A 14,614-nucleotide genomic window follows, 5' to 3' on the forward strand; every position below is an offset into this window, starting at 1 on the left:
GCTCTTGACGAACGGGCCGGGACCAGTCATGCTCTGTTGTGAGAGCGCTGCTCTCGAATTGGACCCCTGCTTCGAAGGATGGCCCTCATGGCCCTGCACGTGATCGTCGGCGCCGGACCCGTCGGCACCGCCACCGCCCGCCTCCTCGCCGAGCGCGGCGACCGGGTGCGGGTGGTGACCCGCCGCGGCACCGGACCCGCGCACCCGGCGATCGAACGGATCGCCGCCGACGCCGCCGACGCGGACCGGCTGACGGCACTGACCGAGGGCGCGGTGGCGCTGCACAACTGCGCCAACCCGGCGTACCACCGGTGGCCGCTGGACTGGCCGCCGCTGTCCGCCGCGCTGCTCACCGCCGCCGAGCGGACCGGCGCGGTGCTCGCCACCGTCGGCAACCTCTACGGGTACGGCCCCGTCGACACCCCGATGACCGAGGCGACCCCGCTCGCCGCGACCGGCACCAAGGGGCGGGTCCGCAACCGGATGTGGGCCGAGGCGCTGGCCGCGCACCGGGCGGGCCGGGCCCGGATCACCGAGGTACGCGGCTCCGACTACCTGGGCGCGGAAGGGACCTCGCTGGCCATGATGGTGCTGCCCCGGGCGCTCGCCGGGCAGCGGGCGTTCCTGCCGGTCGACTGGGACGCCCCGCACACCTGGACGTACATTCCCGACGTCGCCCGCACCCTGGTCGCCGCCGCAACCGACGAGCGGGCCTGGGGGCGGGCCTGGCACGTGCCCAGCGCGCCCGCCGTGTCGATGCGGGACCTGGCCGGCCGGGCGGCGGCCCTGGTCGGGGCGCCTGCGCCGCGCCTGACCCGGATGCCGTACCCGGTGCTCTGGCTCGGCGGGCTGACCAACCCGTTCGTGCGGGAACTGCGGGAGACCGCGTACCAGTTCGCCCGGCCGTACGTGATGGACTCGACCGCCGCCACCGCCACGCTCGGCGTCGAGCCGAGCCCGCTCGACCGGGCGGTCAAGGAGACGGTGGCGGCGCTGCGCGGTTGACCGGTCGCGGGGTTGGCCCGACCGCGGCGACCAGCACCGCGACCAGGGTCAGCGCCGCCCCCAGCAGGGTGGTCGGCGTGGGGTGCGAGGCGGCGGTGGGCAGCAGCGCGTCCAGCAGGACGGCACCGACGATCTGCCCGGCGATGGTGGCCAGGCCGAGCAGCAGCACGCCGGTGAACCGGACGATGGCGGCGGCCAGCGCGATGAACACGATGCCGATGGGGCCGCCCAGGTAGAGCCACGGCTCGGCCGGGAAACCGCCGGCCGGGCGGCCGCGGACCGCCACCTCCACCGCGAAGGTGACGAGCAGCGCCACCGTGCCGACGGTGAAGTTGACCAGCGTGGCGGTGAGGGCGCTGCCGGCGGCCCCCCGGACCCGGCCGTTCACCGCCTGCTGCCAGGCGATGCCCACCCCGGCCGCCATCGGGAGCAGGGCCAGCGCCAGGGCGCCCGGGTCGCCGAGGCGGTCGCCCACCGCCAGCAGCACGGCCAGCACGGTGAGCACCGCGCCGACCAGCCGGTTCGGGGTGACCGACTGCCGCCCGGTCGGGCCGATGCCGGCCCGGTCGACCAGCAGGCTGCTGCCGGACTGCCCGGCCACCACGGCGACCGTGAACACGGCCACGCCGAGGGTGCCGATGGTCAGCCCCTGGGTGGCGACCAGGAAGGCGCCGCAGACCCCGCCGAGGCACTGCCACGGCCGCAGCGAGCCGTCCCGGAGCGCGGCCCGCAGGGCGGCCAGTCCCCGCCGGCCACCGGGGGTGGCGGGGACCAGCACCAGCAGCACCAGCAGGCCCAGGCCGAACGAGACCACCGCGGCGGCGATCCCGTCGGCCAGCCGTACGCCGAGTTCTCCGTTGATCCGGGACTGGACGGCCACCGCGAGCCCCGAGGCGGTGGCCAGCCCGGTGCCGGCGATCCGCCGCGCGGCCGGCAGCGTCGGGGGCGCCGCCGTCCCGGTCGCGATCACTCCTGCTCGGCCAGGGGACGCCCGTCGAAGTCGACGGCCGAGTAGAGCGCGAGCTTCTCCAGCCGGTGGTAGGAGTCGATCACCCGGATCGTGCCGCTCTTGGAGCGCATCACGATCGACTGGGTGTACGCCCCGCCCGCCCGGTAGCGCACGCCGCGCAGCAGGTCGCCCGAGGTCACCCCGGTGGCCACGAAGAAGCAGTTGTCGCCGGTGACCAGGTCGTCGGTGAAGAGCACCCGGTCCAGGTCGTGCCCGGCGGCCAGCGCCTTCTCCCGCTCCTCGGCGTCCTTGGGCCAGAGCTTGGCCTGCATCATGCCGCCCATGCACTTCAGCGCGCAGGCCGCGGTGATGCCCTCCGGAGTGCCGCCGATGCCCATCAGCACGTCGACGTCCGACTCGCCCCGGGCCGCCGCGATGGCGCCGGCGATGTCGCCGTCGGAGATGAACCGGATGCCCGCCCCGGTCCGCCGGATCTGCTTCACCAGGTCGTCGTGGCGCGACCGGTCCAGCACGCAGACCGTCACCTCGGCGGGGTCGGTGCCCTTGACCTTGGCGATCCGGCGGATGTTCTCGGCCACCCCGGCGTTGATGTCGACCACGTCGGCGTACATCGGGCCGACGGCCAGCTTCTCCATGTAGAAGACGGCGCTCGGGTCGAACATCGCGCCCCGCTCGGCCACCGCGAGCACGGCGAGCGCGTTCGGCATGCCCTTGCTCATCAGCGTGGTGCCGTCGATCGGGTCGACCGCCACGTCCACCTCGGGACCGGTCCCGTCGCCGACCTCCTCGCCGTTGAAGAGCATCGGGGCGTTGTCCTTCTCGCCCTCGCCGATCACCACGACACCGCGCATCGGGATCGAGTTGATGAGCTTGCGCATGGCGTCGACGGCGGCTCCGTCGCCGCCCTCCTTGTCGCCCCGGCCGACCCAGCGGCCGGCGGCCATGGCCGCGGCCTCGGTGACCCGGACCAGATCGAGGGCGAGATTACGGTCGAGATCCTGCGGGGTCCGCGTCCTGGTGGTTGTCATGACGGCTTCCTCCTCGCGACGTTGCGGGGTGGACCGGCGGGATGCGGCCGTCGCCGCCGCCGGCTTTGTCGCTGATCCTCACACGATCGCAGGTTCGATGCGGGAGCGGGGCGGAGGAGGCCAGGATCACGTCACCCGGACGGCTGCGAGAATGGTCGGGTGGAACCCGCACAGCCTGTCGACCGCGTACCGACCGACGCCACCCCGCCGGACGGCCAGCCGCCGGTGCGGCCGACCGCCGGGGCGACCCCGCCGGCCGGCGAACCGGCCCTGGTCGAGTCGAGCGCGCCCGCGCCGCCGGCCGACGCCGGGGAGCACCCCGCGCCGCCCGCGCGGAAGGAGAAGGCCCGGTCCGAGCGGTCGCCGAAGGACATGGCGTTGTCGCTGCTGGTGCTGCTGGTCCCGATCGCCCTGCTGCTCGCCTTCTACCGGGGCTTCCTCGGCGGGGACCAGCCGGTCACCGTCGACCCGGCGCCCGCCTTCGAGCAGGCCCGCTCGGCCAACGCCTTCCCGGTCGCCGAGCCGCAGGGGCTGGGCTCCAACTGGCGTACGGTCAGTGCCCGCTACCAGGCCGAATCCGGCGGCGGGACGCTGCGCATCGGCTACCTGACCCCGGAGGGCCGGGGCGCCCAGCTGGTGGAGAGCAACGTGCCGGCGGAGAAGCTGCTGCCGGTCGAGCTGAGCGAAGGTCAGCCGCAAGGCCCGGCCGACCTGCCCGGCGGCGCGAGCTGGCAGCGGTACACCGCCCGGGGCAACGAGCAGGCCCTCGTCCTGCTCGAGCCGAACCGCACGGTGCTGGTGGTCGGTGACGCCGGAGAGGCGGAGCTGCGCGAGCTGGCCACGGCGCTGCGCTGAACCGCTCCCGTCGCCGGTGCCCCCCGGGGCCGTCGCCGGTCCGCTAGGCTGCCCGGGCCCGACAAACCGGTACGCGTGACGCGTCCCGGACACAACCGGAAAGAGATCGACGTGAACATTCGACGGTGGAGCGTCGGCGTCCTCGCCGCCGCCCTGTTCGTCCCCGGTCTGGCCGCCTGCAAGACCGAGGCCGACTCGCCGACCGCCGACAGCAAGTCCACCGCCCCGGCGGTGCCCGCGGACCCGAAGGAGGCGCTGGCCGCCTCCACCAAGGAGATCCAGCAGGGCAACTTCAGCTTCGCCATCAAGGGAGGCGAGTTCAACGGCGAGGGCAAGGTGCACATGCCGTCCAAGAGCGCCGAGATGAAGATGTCCAGCGGCGCGACCGCCGGCGACGACATCTCGATGACCATGCACATGGTGTTCATCGACACCGACAGCTGGCTCAAGCTCGACCTGGACGGCGCGATGGCCGACGCCATCCCGGGCTTCAAGGCGACCAAGGGCAAGTACCAGCACCTGGACCGCACCAAGGTCAAGGACGCGGACGAGCTGAACTTCGACTTCAGCGACGTGGACCCGGCCGGTAGCGACAAGATGATCAAGGCGATCACCGACGTCAAGAAGACCGGCGAGGGCACCTACGAGGGCACCATCGACGCCACCAAGGCCGCCGACTCGGACCTGCTCGACGCCGAGACCCTCAAGGCCCTCGGCACCAAGGCCAGCGCCGTGCCGTTCACCGCGAAGCTCGACGCGCAGGGTCGGCTCAGCGAGTTCGCCGTGCAGGTGCCGGCCGCCGGCGCCGCCGAGGCGCAGGCCGTGACCGTCACCTACGCCGACTACGGCACCGCCACGGCGGTGCAGGCCCCGCCGGCCGCCCAGGTCGTCGAGGCGCCCGCCAGCCTCTACGAGATGTTCAAGGGCTGATCCGGGAGCGGTCGGGGACGGCTCAGGGCGTCCCCGACCGCCGCCCGCCGGCACCGGAGGTCACCCTCCGTGGACCGGACAGGGATTGCGGAACACCGCTTCAGGGAACAGAAGGGGGCACGAGCCCGCCGGGGCCGACCACACCGGATCGGGTTCGTGCGCCGGAGCCGCCGTCCGGGCTGCGGCGCCCCGACTCCGGCACCTCCGTGGGCCGGACGACCCACCTGGAGAGGTTGACGTGAACATTCGACGCTTCAGCGCCACCGCGTTCGCCGCGGCGCTGCTCATCCCCGGCCTGGCCGCGTGCAACGACAACGGGACCGCCGGGGCCGGTGCCTCCGCGACCCCGGCCGCCTCCGGCAGCATCGCCCCGAGCGGCACGCCCGCCGGCGACGCCAAGCAGGCCCTGCTCGACTCCACCAACGCGATCCGCGACGGGAACTTCCGGTTCACCATGTCCGGCGCGGGCTCCACCGCCGAGGGGCAGGTGCACGAGCCCAGCCAGAGCGCCGAGATGCGGATGACCATCGGCGACCCGTCGTCGGACCTGATGATGAAGCTGGACCTGATCCACTACAAGCCGGACAGCTGGGTCAAGCTGGAGCTGGGCGGCAAGGCCGCGGCCAGCGTGCCCGGGCTGAAGAACCTCAACCTCGGCAAGTACCAGCACCTGGACCAGACCCGGATCCAGGGCAACCGGGCGCTCGGCTTCGACTTCGACCAGGTCGACCCGGCCGGCAGCGCGGTGCTGACCAAGGGCGTCACCGAGGTGCGGCAGACCGGCGACGGCGCGTACGCGGGCACCGTCGACGTGTCGAAGGCGGCCGAGGCGGGCTCCCTCGACCCGGCCGTGATCACCGCGCTCGGCGCGCAGGCCCAGTCGGTGCCGTTCACCGCCAAGGTCGACCCGCAGGGCCGGCTCAGCGAGCTGGTGCTCCAGATCCCGGCCGCCGGGAACAGCGCCGCGCAGGACGTGAAGATCTCCTACTCCGACTACGGCAACGCCGCCGCCGCGCAGAAGCCCCCGGCCGACCAGGTCGTCGAGGCGCCGGCCGAGTTCTACAACCTGTTCAACTGAGCGTGCCGGCGCGGGACGGCTCCGGCCGTCCCGCCGCTCAGTCCTCGGCGCGCTGCCGGGCGGCGTCGATCCGGGCCCGGGCGCCGTCCAGCCAGCGCTGGCAGATCCCGGCGAGCTGCTCGCCGCGCTCCCAGAGCGCCAGCGACTCCTCCAGCGAGGTGCCGCCCGCCTCCAGCCGCTCGACCACCGAGGCCAGCTCGGCCCGGGCCTGCTCGTAGCTGAGCTGCTCGTCCTTCTTCGTGTCAGTCATCGGGTCCCATTCCATCAGCCGTCCACGGTGGCGGTCAGCTCGCCCTCGGCGAGGCGGATCCGCAGCGGGTCGCCCTTGGCCACCTCGGACGCGGCGCGGACCACGTGGCCGTCCGCGCGCTGGACGATGGCGTAGCCCCGGTCGAGGGTGGCCGCGGGGGAGAGGGCGCGCAGCCGCGCCAGGGTGTGCCGCAGATCGTCGCCGGCGGCGCCGAGCCGGTGGTCCAGGCAGCGGCCGGCCCGGTCGCGCAGCGCGGCCACATCGGTGCCGCGCTGGTCGACCATCACCTGCGGGCGGGCCAGCACCGGCCGGGAGCGCAGCAGGTCCAACCGGTGCTGCTCCCGGTCGACCAGGTTGCGCACCGCCCGCTCCAGCCGGGACCGGGCCTGGCCGATGAGGCGTACCTCCTCGGCGAGGTCGGGCACGATCCGCTTGGCCGCGTCGGTCGGCGTCGACGCGCGTACGTCGGCGACGTAGTCGAGCAGCGGCGTGTCGGTCTCGTGGCCGATCGCGCTGACCACCGGCGTGCGGCAGGCGAAGACCGCCCGGCAGAGCGCCTCGTCGGAGAAGGGCAGCAGGTCCTCGATGCCGCCGCCGCCCCGGGCGATGATGATCACGTCGATCGTCGGGTCGGCGTCGAGCACCTTGAGCGCGCCGACGATGTCGGGCACCGCGCTCGGCCCCTGCACCGCCACGTTGATTGTCCGGAACTCCACGGCCGGCCAGCGGCGGCGGGCGTTGGTCAGCACGTCCCGCTCGGCGGCCGAGGCGCGGCCGGTGATCAACCCGATCCGGCCCGGCAGGAACGGCGGCCGGCGCTTGCGGGACCGGTCGAAGAGGCCCTCGGCGGCCAGCAGCTTCTTGAGCTTCTCCAGCCGGGCCAGCAGCTCGCCCAGCCCGACCTGGCGGATCTCGTCGGCGCGCAGGCTCAGCGTGCCCCGGGCGGCGTAGAACTCGGGTTTGGCGTGCAGCACCACCCGGGCGCCCTCGCTCAGCTCCGGCGCGCCCGCGTCGAGCACGTCGCGGTTGGTGGTGACGGTCAGGCTGAGATCAGCCGACGGGTCACGCAGGGTGAGGAACACGGTGCTCGCCCCCGGCCGCCGGCTGATCTGCGCGATCTGACCGTCGACCCACACCCACCCCAGCCGGGCGATCCAGGCCCCGATCTTCTGGCTGACCACCCGGACCGGCCACGGCTCCTCGGACGTGCTCCGATCCGCTTCGCTCACCCGCCCACCCTAAGGCCCACCCCCGACGAGGCCCGCGTCGATCATGAGGTTGACGGCGATGTCGATCTCCGGAGCCGCCGCAAACCTCATGATCGACAGCTCGGGCGGCGGCGACGAGCGCGCTGCCGGTAAAGAACGGGCACGTACGATGGTCGGGTGACTGATGCTGAGACGACTCCCCGGACCGGCAAGCGCGTGCTCCTGGCCAAGCCCCGCGGCTACTGCGCGGGCGTGGACCGGGCGGTGCAGACCGTCGAGGAGGCGCTGAAGCTCTACGGCGCGCCGATCTACGTCCGCAAGCAGATCGTGCACAACAAGCACGTGGTGCAGACGCTGGAGGCCAAGGGCGCGATCTTCGTGGAGGAGAACGAGGAGGTGCCGGAGGGCGCCACCGTCATCTTCTCCGCGCACGGCGTGGCCCCCGAGGTCTACGAGCAGGCCAAGGCGCGCTCGCTCAAGGCGATCGACGCGACCTGCCCGCTGGTCACCAAGGTGCACCACGAGGCCCGGCGGTTCGCCGCCGAGGACTACGACATCCTGCTCATCGGCCACGAGGGGCACGAAGAGGTCGTCGGCACCGCCGGTGAGGCGCCCGCGCACATCCAGCTGGTGGACGGCCCGGACGGCGCCGACAAGATCACCGTGCGCGACCCGGAGAAGGTCGTCTGGCTCTCCCAGACCACCCTCTCGGTCGACGAGACCCTGGAGACGGTCGCCCGGCTCAAGCAGCGGCTGCCGCTGCTCCAGTCGCCGCCCAGTGACGACATCTGCTACGCCACCTCCAACCGGCAGCACGTGGTGAAGGAGATCGCCCCGGACTGCGACGTGGTGATCGTGGTGGGCTCGCGGAACTCGTCCAACTCGGTCCGCCTGGTCGAGGTGGCGCTGGACGCCGGCGCCCGGGCCGGCTACCTGGTCGACTTCGCCCACGAGATCGACGACGCCTGGCTGGCGGGGGCCCGCACCGTGGGGCTGACCTCGGGCGCCAGCGTCCCGGACGAGCTGGTCCAGCAGGTGCTCGCGCACCTGGCCGAGCGCGGCTTCGCCGACGTCGAGGAGATCACCACCGCCAACGAGCGGCTGACCTTCTCGCTGCCGCAGGAGCTCAAGCGCGACCTGAAGGCCGCGGCGGCCCGCGGCTGACCGGCCGGAACGAAACCGCCGCCGACCACGTCCAACCGGTCATGAAGACTCCTCGGACGGTGCTCGTCGCCCTGCTCGCCGGCGCGGCGTTGACCGCCTGCGCCGGCCCCGGCAGCGAGCCCGGCGGCCCCAGCCCGACGGGGCCCACCCCGGTGACCAGCCAGCCCGATCCCGGCCTCAGCCCGACAGGAGCCGCCCCGGTGACCAGCCAGCCCGACCCCGGCCCCAGCGTCGGCCCGAGCCGCCCGAATCCCACCTGGAAGGGCGGCCCGTCGAAGCCGCCCGGCCCCGGCGCCACCACCCTCACCGGGACGATCCGCGCCGGCGTCGAGCCGAACTGCCTGCTGATCGACGACAACCTGCTGATCGGCGGCCCGCGCGACCTGCTCAAGCCCGGCGCCCGGGTCGAGGTCACCGGCCGCGCGGAGCCGGGCATGATGACCACCTGCCAGCAGGGCACCCCCTTCGTCGTCGAATCCGCCCGCCGCGCCTGACCGGCACCGGGGAACCCGGGCCGGAAACGGCGGAGCCCCGCCCCCGGGTGGGGGCGGGGCTCCTGGCGTCAGCGGGTCAGTTGACCGCACCGATCTCCACCGAGCCGCGGCCGACGACCGCGCCCTCGATGGTGGTGACGGCCAGGTCACCGTAGAGCTCCCGGCCGGCGGCCGGGCTGGACTTGGCGGTCACCGTACCGGTCAGGGTGGCGGTGGCGCCGTTGGCCAGGGCCAGCGGGGTGCTGGGGGCGGAGAGCGAACCCAGCGCCGGGGCGGCGAACGAGTCGCGGTAGTCGTACGCGGTGGTCGGGTCGCTCATCGCGTAGCCGTCCACGACCACCCGGTAGGTGCCGGCGGCCGGGTTGGACAGGGTGACCGCCTCCTCCGAGTCACCGTCGGCCGACTGGCCCACCCGGGTCGCGCCGAGGAAGACCGACAGGTCCAGGTCGGCGCTCAGGTCGGACGGGTTGCCGATCCGGGCGGTGAACGAGGCGGCCCCCGCCGGGACGTCGACCGTGTATTCCTGGCGACCGCCCTGAGCGATGCTCGGCCGCTCGGCGTGCACGCTGGCCAGCGGGCCGCCGACGCCGGTCACCTGGACCGGGCCGAAGGTGTTGGTCAGGCCCCAGCTCACCTCGGTCGGGGTGCCGGCGGTCACCGACGGCAGCTCGACCACGGCCGGCTCGACCGTGATGCCCTGCACCCGCGCCTGGAGCTGGAACGGGTTGTCCAGCGCCGGCGAGGTACGCCGGGCCTCGACCTCGATCTCCCAGACGCCCGGGATCGGGTTCTGGTAGTCCCGCTCCTGCGGCTTGCAGGCGGCGGCGTCGGAGAAGTTGGTGTAGCAGGCGGTGCTCGCGGTGCTCTCGACCGGCACGCCGTACGGGTTGAAGGCGAGGAACCGGGTCTGCGAGCCGGTGGCGATGCCGGAGAGGTTGACCTGGAGCGCGCCCGCGCCCTCCGGAACCGTCACGAAGTACGACGTGAAGCCGTTGCGCTCGACCGAGCCCTCCGCGGAGAACGAGTAGGCCGGGGCGGAGACCGCGGTCGGGGCGACGACGACGGTGGCGACCTCGAAGTCGACCACCGAGGTGGCCGGGTCGTCGACGGTCATGATCGCGCCGTGCGCGCCGGCGGTCAGCGGCTTGGCCTTCACCTTGACGGTGACGGTCTTGTTGAGCGGCAGCCACACGACCGCCGGGGCCGAGAAGGTGCCGTCGTTGCCGCGGAAGGCGACGGTGTGCTTGAGACCCTTGTTCGGGCCGCTGGTGCGGGTCAGCTTGACCTCGTAGTAGCGGCTCTCCTTGACCTTCTGCCCGCCCTCACCGGCCGCGCAGCGGTTGTAGATGCCGGTGCCCACGTTCGGGTTCGGCTCGAACACGCCGGAGTCCTTGTTGTACTTCGTCAGGTTCCCCGACAGCTCGGTGCAGACCGGGGCCGCGGAGGTGTAGGTCCGGGTCTGCACGCCCGCGGCCAGCAGGTTCCACGCGCCCGGCACGTTGAACATGCCGTAGCCCTGCGCGTACGTCGGAACGCCCGCGATCGGCTTGGCGGAGGTGTAGATGGCGCGGCGCAGCGCGGCCGGGGTGACCCCCTTGTCGGTCGCCTTGGCCGCCGACAGCAGCAGCGCGGCGGCTCCGGTGGCCTGCGGCGAGGCCATCGAGGTGCCGTTCAGCATCTGGTAGCCCGGGGGCAGCGGGTAGCCGGCCTCGGGGACCGGGTTGCCGGGCTGCCAGGTCGGCGCGGTGGAGATGGCCGAGCCGGGGGCGGTGACGTTGGGCTTGAAGCCGCCGTCCTCACGCGGGCCGCGCGAGGAGAAGTTGAACAGCGCGTTCTGCTTGCGGACCACCGAGCCGTAGTTGGCCAGCCAGGTGTCCTTGCTGACGTTCGCGGCCACGCTCACCACGTTGCTGGCGACCGACGGGTCGCCGACGGTGTTCAGGCCCGGGCCGGAGTTGCCGGCCGAGATGAACATCTGCACGCCGTAGGTGGTGATCAGCTCGTCGTAGAGGTTGGCGCGGGCGTTGGCGCCGTCGTTCAGCGCCGGCAGGCCGCCGATCGACATGTTGACCACGTCGACCTTGCGGTTGACCACCAGGTCGACCATGCCGGTGGTGAGCGCCGCGGCGGTGCAGCCGCCGCCCCACGAGCAGGCCCGGGCGGAGACCAGCTTGGCGCCCGGGGCGGCGCCGTCGAGGGCGCTGTTGCCCAGCATGTCGTTGGCGGCGGTGATGCCGGCGACGTGGGTGCCGTGGGTCGCCTCGATGATGCCGATGTTGACGTAGTCGTAGTACGGGCCCGCCTGGCCGTCGGCCGGCGCGATGTCCACGTTCCGGCGGTACTCGACCACGAACGGGATCTGCTCGCGCACCGCGGTGGCCGGGTTGTCCATGCCGAAGTGGCCGACCTGGAACTTCTCCTTGTACGGCCGCATCGACTCGTCGTCGGTGAAGTCGTTGTTCTGGTTGGCGTCGACCCGGATGTCGCCGTTCACCGGGTTGTAGAGGATGCCCCAGAAGTCGGTGGTGTCACCGTCGCGGTTGACGTCGCCCCGCGCGTCGTCCAGCGCGGTGATGTTCTCGCGGAAGACGTTGAACTTGTAGGCGCCGGCCGGCGCGGTCCAGGTGCCCAGCGTGTTGGTGAACGAGGGGCCCGCCACGTCGCTGGCCATCGCGCGCCAGGAGGCGTCCTCCAGCGGGTCCGTCGCCGTGACCCAGTCGACGATCTTGCGCTCGCCGGTGGTGGTCTTCTGCAGCGCCGGCTGGTCCAGGTCCACACCGGAGTCCATGATGCCGATGGTGACGCCGCGGCCGTCCCACTCCGGGTGCGCGGCCTTGAAGGCCTCCGCGCCGGTCTCGTTGGTCGGCATGTACGGGTTGACGGCGCCGGTGTCGGCGCCGGGGCCGGCGAGGGCCTCGCCCTGCTCGGCGGTCTTCGCGCCGGCCGGTGCGGCCTCGGGGGCCGGGTCGGGGAGCTTGATGGTCTCGTCGAGGTCGACGGCGGAGACGCCGGGGAGCGTCGCGGCCTTGAGGACCTTCGCGGTCGGGACCTTGGCCAGCACGTAGCCGACCTGGTCGTAGCGCTGGCTCACCGAGGCGCCCAGGCCGGCCAGCCCGTCGGCGACCTTCTTGGCCGCGCCCTTCTTGGCGGCGATGATCAGGGTGACGGTCGGAGCGTGCTTCGCCTCCGCCTCGTCCAGCAGCTTGGCGTCGTGGGCGCCCAGCGTCTCGGCCGCGGTCGGCTGCGAGGCGTCGGGGGCGGCGGCGGGGGCTGCGCTCGCGGTCGCGGCGCCACCCCCGACGGTCATGGCGCCGGCCGCCAGGACCGATGCGAAGAGCGCGGCGGAGGTACGCCTGCTCCGGTTGCGGGGTTGACTCACGTTCTCTTCCTCCAGAGAACAGGGCCCTACAGAAACAGGGCACACGTGACCGTGATCCTTCGGCCTGGCCCTGTCGGTGTCACTACTCCGAAGTAGGTTGTGACCAGTCCGTGACTAGGATCGGTCGTCATCGTCACGTGCCGTGTGTCAACCGTCGATGCGGGCCGGCCGTTCGGCCGATGTGGACATGCCCTCGACCAGCTCCGGGGCCTGCGGCTGGCGGGGGGCCAGCTCGACCTGCGCCGGGGCGGCCAGCTCCTGGTCCGACACGCCCAGCTCGGCCAGCTTGCGGGCGCTGACCAGCACCCGCGCCTCCAGCGAGCCGACCGCCCGGTTGTAGGCGGTGACCGCCCCGCTCAGCGCCCCGCCGAGCTTGCCGACGTGGTCGCCCAGGGTGGACAGCCGCCCGTAGAGCTCGCGGGCCAGCGAGTGGACGGTGGCCGCGTTGCGGGCCAGCGCCTCCTGCCGCCAGGAGTAGGCCACCGTGCGCAGCAGCGCCACCAGGGTGGCGGGCGTGGCCAGCACCACGTTGCGGGCGAAGGCGTGCTCCAGCAGGGACGGATCGCGCTGCAACGCCACGTCGAGGAACGGGTCGGCCGGCACGAACAGCACCACGAAGTCCGGCGTCTGGTCGAACGCCGCCCAGTAGGTCTTGGCGGCCAGCCCGTCGACGTGCGCCCGCAGGTGCCGCGCGTGCGCGTCGAGGTGGGTGTCCCGCCCCCGCTCGTCGCGCGCCTCCATGGCGGTCAGGTAGGCCTCGAACGGCGCCTTGGCGTCGACCACCACCGTCCGGCCGCCGTGCAGCCGGACCACCAGGTCGGGGCGGACCCCCTGGTGCTCGGTGGCCGCGGTGACCTGTTCGCTGAAGTCGCAGTGCTCCAGCATGCCGGCCGCCTCGACGATCCGGCGGAGCTGGTGCTCACCCCAGCGGCCGCGCACCTGCGGGGCGCGCAGCGCCGCGACGAGCTGCTTGGTCTCGGTGCGCAGCTCGCCGGAGACCGCGCTCATCGACCGCACCTGTTCCCGCAGCTCGGCGTAGGCGTCGACCCGGTCCCGCTCCAGCTCGGCGACCCGCTGCTCGTAGCGGCGGAGGGTGTCGTGCAGCGGCGCCACCGCCCGGGCCACCGCCTCCTGGGACTGCGCGGTCGCCTCGTAGCTGAGCGCCCGCATCGACTGCTCCAGCCGCCCCTCACCCTCCCGGGTGGCGGCCAGGGTCGCCTCCAGCCGGGCGATCTCGGTCGCCGAGCGGGACCGGGCGGCCAGCCAGCCCACCGCGCCGCCCGCGGCGAGGCAGAGCACCACCACGGCCAGCGTCGAGAAGCTCATGCCGAAGAGCTTGCCAAACGGGTACGACGTGCGCCCGCTGGGTACGTTCGAGGTCATGGAGGTTGCCCTGTGGGTGGTCCTGATCCTGATGCTCGGAGGTGCACTGGTGTTGTGGCGGTGGGGGAGCAGGTCCCGGCGGGCCACCGAGCTGGCCGACGCCCGCGCTGAGGCGCAGCGCTGGTACGAGCGGCTCGGCGGGCAGCTGATGAACCTGCACGGCGACGCCCCGGCGGTCCGCCAGGCGCTGGCCGACGCGGGCGAGCGCTACAACGCCGCCGGTTCCCAGCTGGAGCAGGCGAGCACGCCGCACCAGTTCGCGCTGGCCCGGGAGACCGCGCTGGAGGGGCTGGCGTACATCCGGGCGGCGCGGACCGCGCTGGGCATCGACCCGGGCCCGGACCTGCCCCCGCTGGCCGCCGCCCGCGGCGCGGGCATGCTCACCAAGGAGCGCGAGGTCAACGTGCAGGGGCAGACCTACCGGGCCGGCCCCCAGCCGGGAAACCAGACTCCCTACTACTACCCGGGCGGAAACTGGCAGGGCCGCCCGGTGCCGGCCGGCTGGTACTCGACGCCGTGGTGGAAGACCGCGCTCGGCACCGGGGCCGGCGTGCTCGGCGGCATCCTGATCGCCGACGCGCTCTTCTCGCCCGCGTTCGCCGACCCGGGCTACGGCTACGAGGCGGGCTACCAGGAGGGCTTCAACGACGGCCAGGACCAGGGCGGGGACTACGGCGACCAGGGCCAGGACCAGGGCGACCAGGGTCAGGACTACGGCGACCAGGGTCAGGATCTCGCCGGCCAGGGCGACTACGCCGCCGGCCAGGGTGACTACGGCGGCGGGGACTTCGGCGGCGACTTCGGCGGTGGGGACTTCGGTGGCGGCGACTTCGGTGGCGGCGGCGACTGGTAGCCCGGCTCACGGATGAC

The 14,614-nt window shown here is 73.3% G+C and carries 13 protein-coding genes; 7 read left to right on the top strand and 6 right to left on the bottom strand.

Features of this window, described 5'->3' with window-relative positions:
• Positions 1 to 87 precede the first annotated feature (87 nt).
• Positions 88 to 1,005 (top strand): NAD-dependent epimerase/dehydratase family protein, encoded by a 918-nt coding sequence (locus AC0OLQ_RS05320; protein ID WP_484530409.1) that lies wholly within the window; start codon positions 88 to 90, stop codon positions 1,003 to 1,005.
• On the opposite strand, the gene AC0OLQ_RS05325 is transcribed toward AC0OLQ_RS05320, so the two are convergent.
• Positions 974 to 1,975, bottom strand: a complete 1,002-nt coding sequence (locus AC0OLQ_RS05325) for a DMT family transporter (protein ID WP_484530410.1) — start codon at positions 1,973 to 1,975, stop codon at positions 974 to 976. The genes AC0OLQ_RS05320 and AC0OLQ_RS05325 overlap by 32 nt on opposite strands.
• Complete coding sequence (gene glpX, locus AC0OLQ_RS05330) at positions 1,972 to 3,003, bottom strand: class II fructose-bisphosphatase (RefSeq protein WP_091313972.1); 1,032 nt, start codon at positions 3,001 to 3,003, stop codon at positions 1,972 to 1,974. Before glpX ends, AC0OLQ_RS05325 begins: the two co-directional genes overlap by 4 nt.
• 159 nt (positions 3,004 to 3,162) lie before the next feature.
• On the opposite strand from glpX, the gene AC0OLQ_RS05335 reads away from it, so the two are divergent.
• The 3 genes from AC0OLQ_RS05335 (at position 3,163) to AC0OLQ_RS05345 (ending at position 5,866) form a co-directional block, all read left to right on the top strand.
• A complete protein-coding gene (locus AC0OLQ_RS05335) occupies positions 3,163 to 3,858 on the top strand; it encodes a DUF4245 domain-containing protein (RefSeq protein WP_484530411.1) in 696 nt (231 codons plus the stop codon).
• 111 nt (positions 3,859 to 3,969) lie between these two features.
• Complete coding sequence (locus tag AC0OLQ_RS05340) at positions 3,970 to 4,788, top strand: hypothetical protein (RefSeq protein WP_357335200.1); 819 nt, start codon at positions 3,970 to 3,972, stop codon at positions 4,786 to 4,788.
• Between the two features lie 238 nt (positions 4,789 to 5,026).
• Positions 5,027 to 5,866 (top strand): hypothetical protein, encoded by an 840-nt coding sequence (locus tag AC0OLQ_RS05345; protein ID WP_484530412.1) that lies wholly within the window; start codon positions 5,027 to 5,029, stop codon positions 5,864 to 5,866.
• Positions 5,867 to 5,903: 37 nt separating this feature from the next.
• Here AC0OLQ_RS05345 and AC0OLQ_RS05350 read toward each other — a convergent pair whose 3' ends face one another.
• Both AC0OLQ_RS05350 and xseA read right to left on the bottom strand, forming a co-directional pair.
• Complete coding sequence (locus tag AC0OLQ_RS05350; protein ID WP_357335205.1) at positions 5,904 to 6,116, bottom strand: exodeoxyribonuclease VII small subunit; 213 nt, start codon at positions 6,114 to 6,116, stop codon at positions 5,904 to 5,906.
• Positions 6,117 to 6,130: 14 nt separating this feature from the next.
• A complete protein-coding gene (xseA, locus tag AC0OLQ_RS05355; protein ID WP_357335207.1) occupies positions 6,131 to 7,345 on the bottom strand; it encodes an exodeoxyribonuclease VII large subunit in 1,215 nt (404 codons plus the stop codon).
• Between the two features lie 156 nt (positions 7,346 to 7,501).
• On the opposite strand from xseA, the gene AC0OLQ_RS05360 reads away from it, so the two are divergent.
• Positions 7,502 to 8,488: a 4-hydroxy-3-methylbut-2-enyl diphosphate reductase gene (locus tag AC0OLQ_RS05360; RefSeq protein WP_484530413.1), complete on the top strand. Its 987-nt coding sequence runs from the start codon at positions 7,502 to 7,504 to the stop codon at positions 8,486 to 8,488.
• Positions 8,489 to 8,529: 41 nt separating this feature from the next.
• On the top strand, positions 8,530 to 8,982 hold the full coding sequence (locus tag AC0OLQ_RS05365) for a hypothetical protein (protein ID WP_484530414.1): 453 nt from the start codon (positions 8,530 to 8,532) through the stop codon (positions 8,980 to 8,982).
• 76 nt (positions 8,983 to 9,058) lie between these two features.
• Here the strand turns inward: AC0OLQ_RS05365 and AC0OLQ_RS05370 are convergent, their stop codons facing one another.
• Both AC0OLQ_RS05370 and rmuC read right to left on the bottom strand, forming a co-directional pair.
• Positions 9,059 to 12,361: a S8 family serine peptidase gene (locus tag AC0OLQ_RS05370; protein ID WP_484530415.1), complete on the bottom strand. Its 3,303-nt coding sequence runs from the start codon at positions 12,359 to 12,361 to the stop codon at positions 9,059 to 9,061.
• 147 nt (positions 12,362 to 12,508) lie between these two features.
• Positions 12,509 to 13,687, bottom strand: a complete 1,179-nt coding sequence (gene rmuC, locus AC0OLQ_RS05375) for a DNA recombination protein RmuC (RefSeq protein WP_484532277.1) — start codon at positions 13,685 to 13,687, stop codon at positions 12,509 to 12,511.
• Between the two features lie 55 nt (positions 13,688 to 13,742).
• Here rmuC and AC0OLQ_RS05380 point away from each other — a divergent pair, with 55 nt between their 5' ends.
• Positions 13,743 to 14,597 carry a hypothetical protein gene (locus AC0OLQ_RS05380; protein WP_484530416.1) on the top strand — a complete coding sequence of 285 codons (855 nt, stop codon included), beginning with the start codon at positions 13,743 to 13,745 and terminating at the stop codon, positions 14,595 to 14,597.
• Positions 14,598 to 14,614 lie beyond the last annotated feature (17 nt).

This window comes from Micromonospora sp. Utrum1, from assembly GCF_057197805.1.

Bases quoted from the DNA above. Each gene is read 5' to 3' on its own strand.
- AC0OLQ_RS05320 (WP_484530409.1), top strand. From the start codon at position 88: ATGGCCCTGCACGTGATCGTCGGCGCCGGACCCGTCGGCACCGCCACC.
- glpX (WP_091313972.1), bottom strand. From the start codon at position 3,003: ATGACAACCACCAGGACGCGGACCCCGCAGGATCTCGACCGTAATCTC.
- AC0OLQ_RS05350 (WP_357335205.1), bottom strand. From the start codon at position 6,116: ATGACTGACACGAAGAAGGACGAGCAGCTCAGCTACGAGCAGGCCCGG.
- AC0OLQ_RS05365 (WP_484530414.1), top strand. From the start codon at position 8,530: ATGAAGACTCCTCGGACGGTGCTCGTCGCCCTGCTCGCCGGCGCGGCG.
- rmuC (WP_484532277.1), bottom strand. From the start codon at position 13,687: ATGAGCTTCTCGACGCTGGCCGTGGTGGTGCTCTGCCTCGCCGCGGGC.
- AC0OLQ_RS05380 (WP_484530416.1), top strand. From the start codon at position 13,743: ATGGAGGTTGCCCTGTGGGTGGTCCTGATCCTGATGCTCGGAGGTGCA.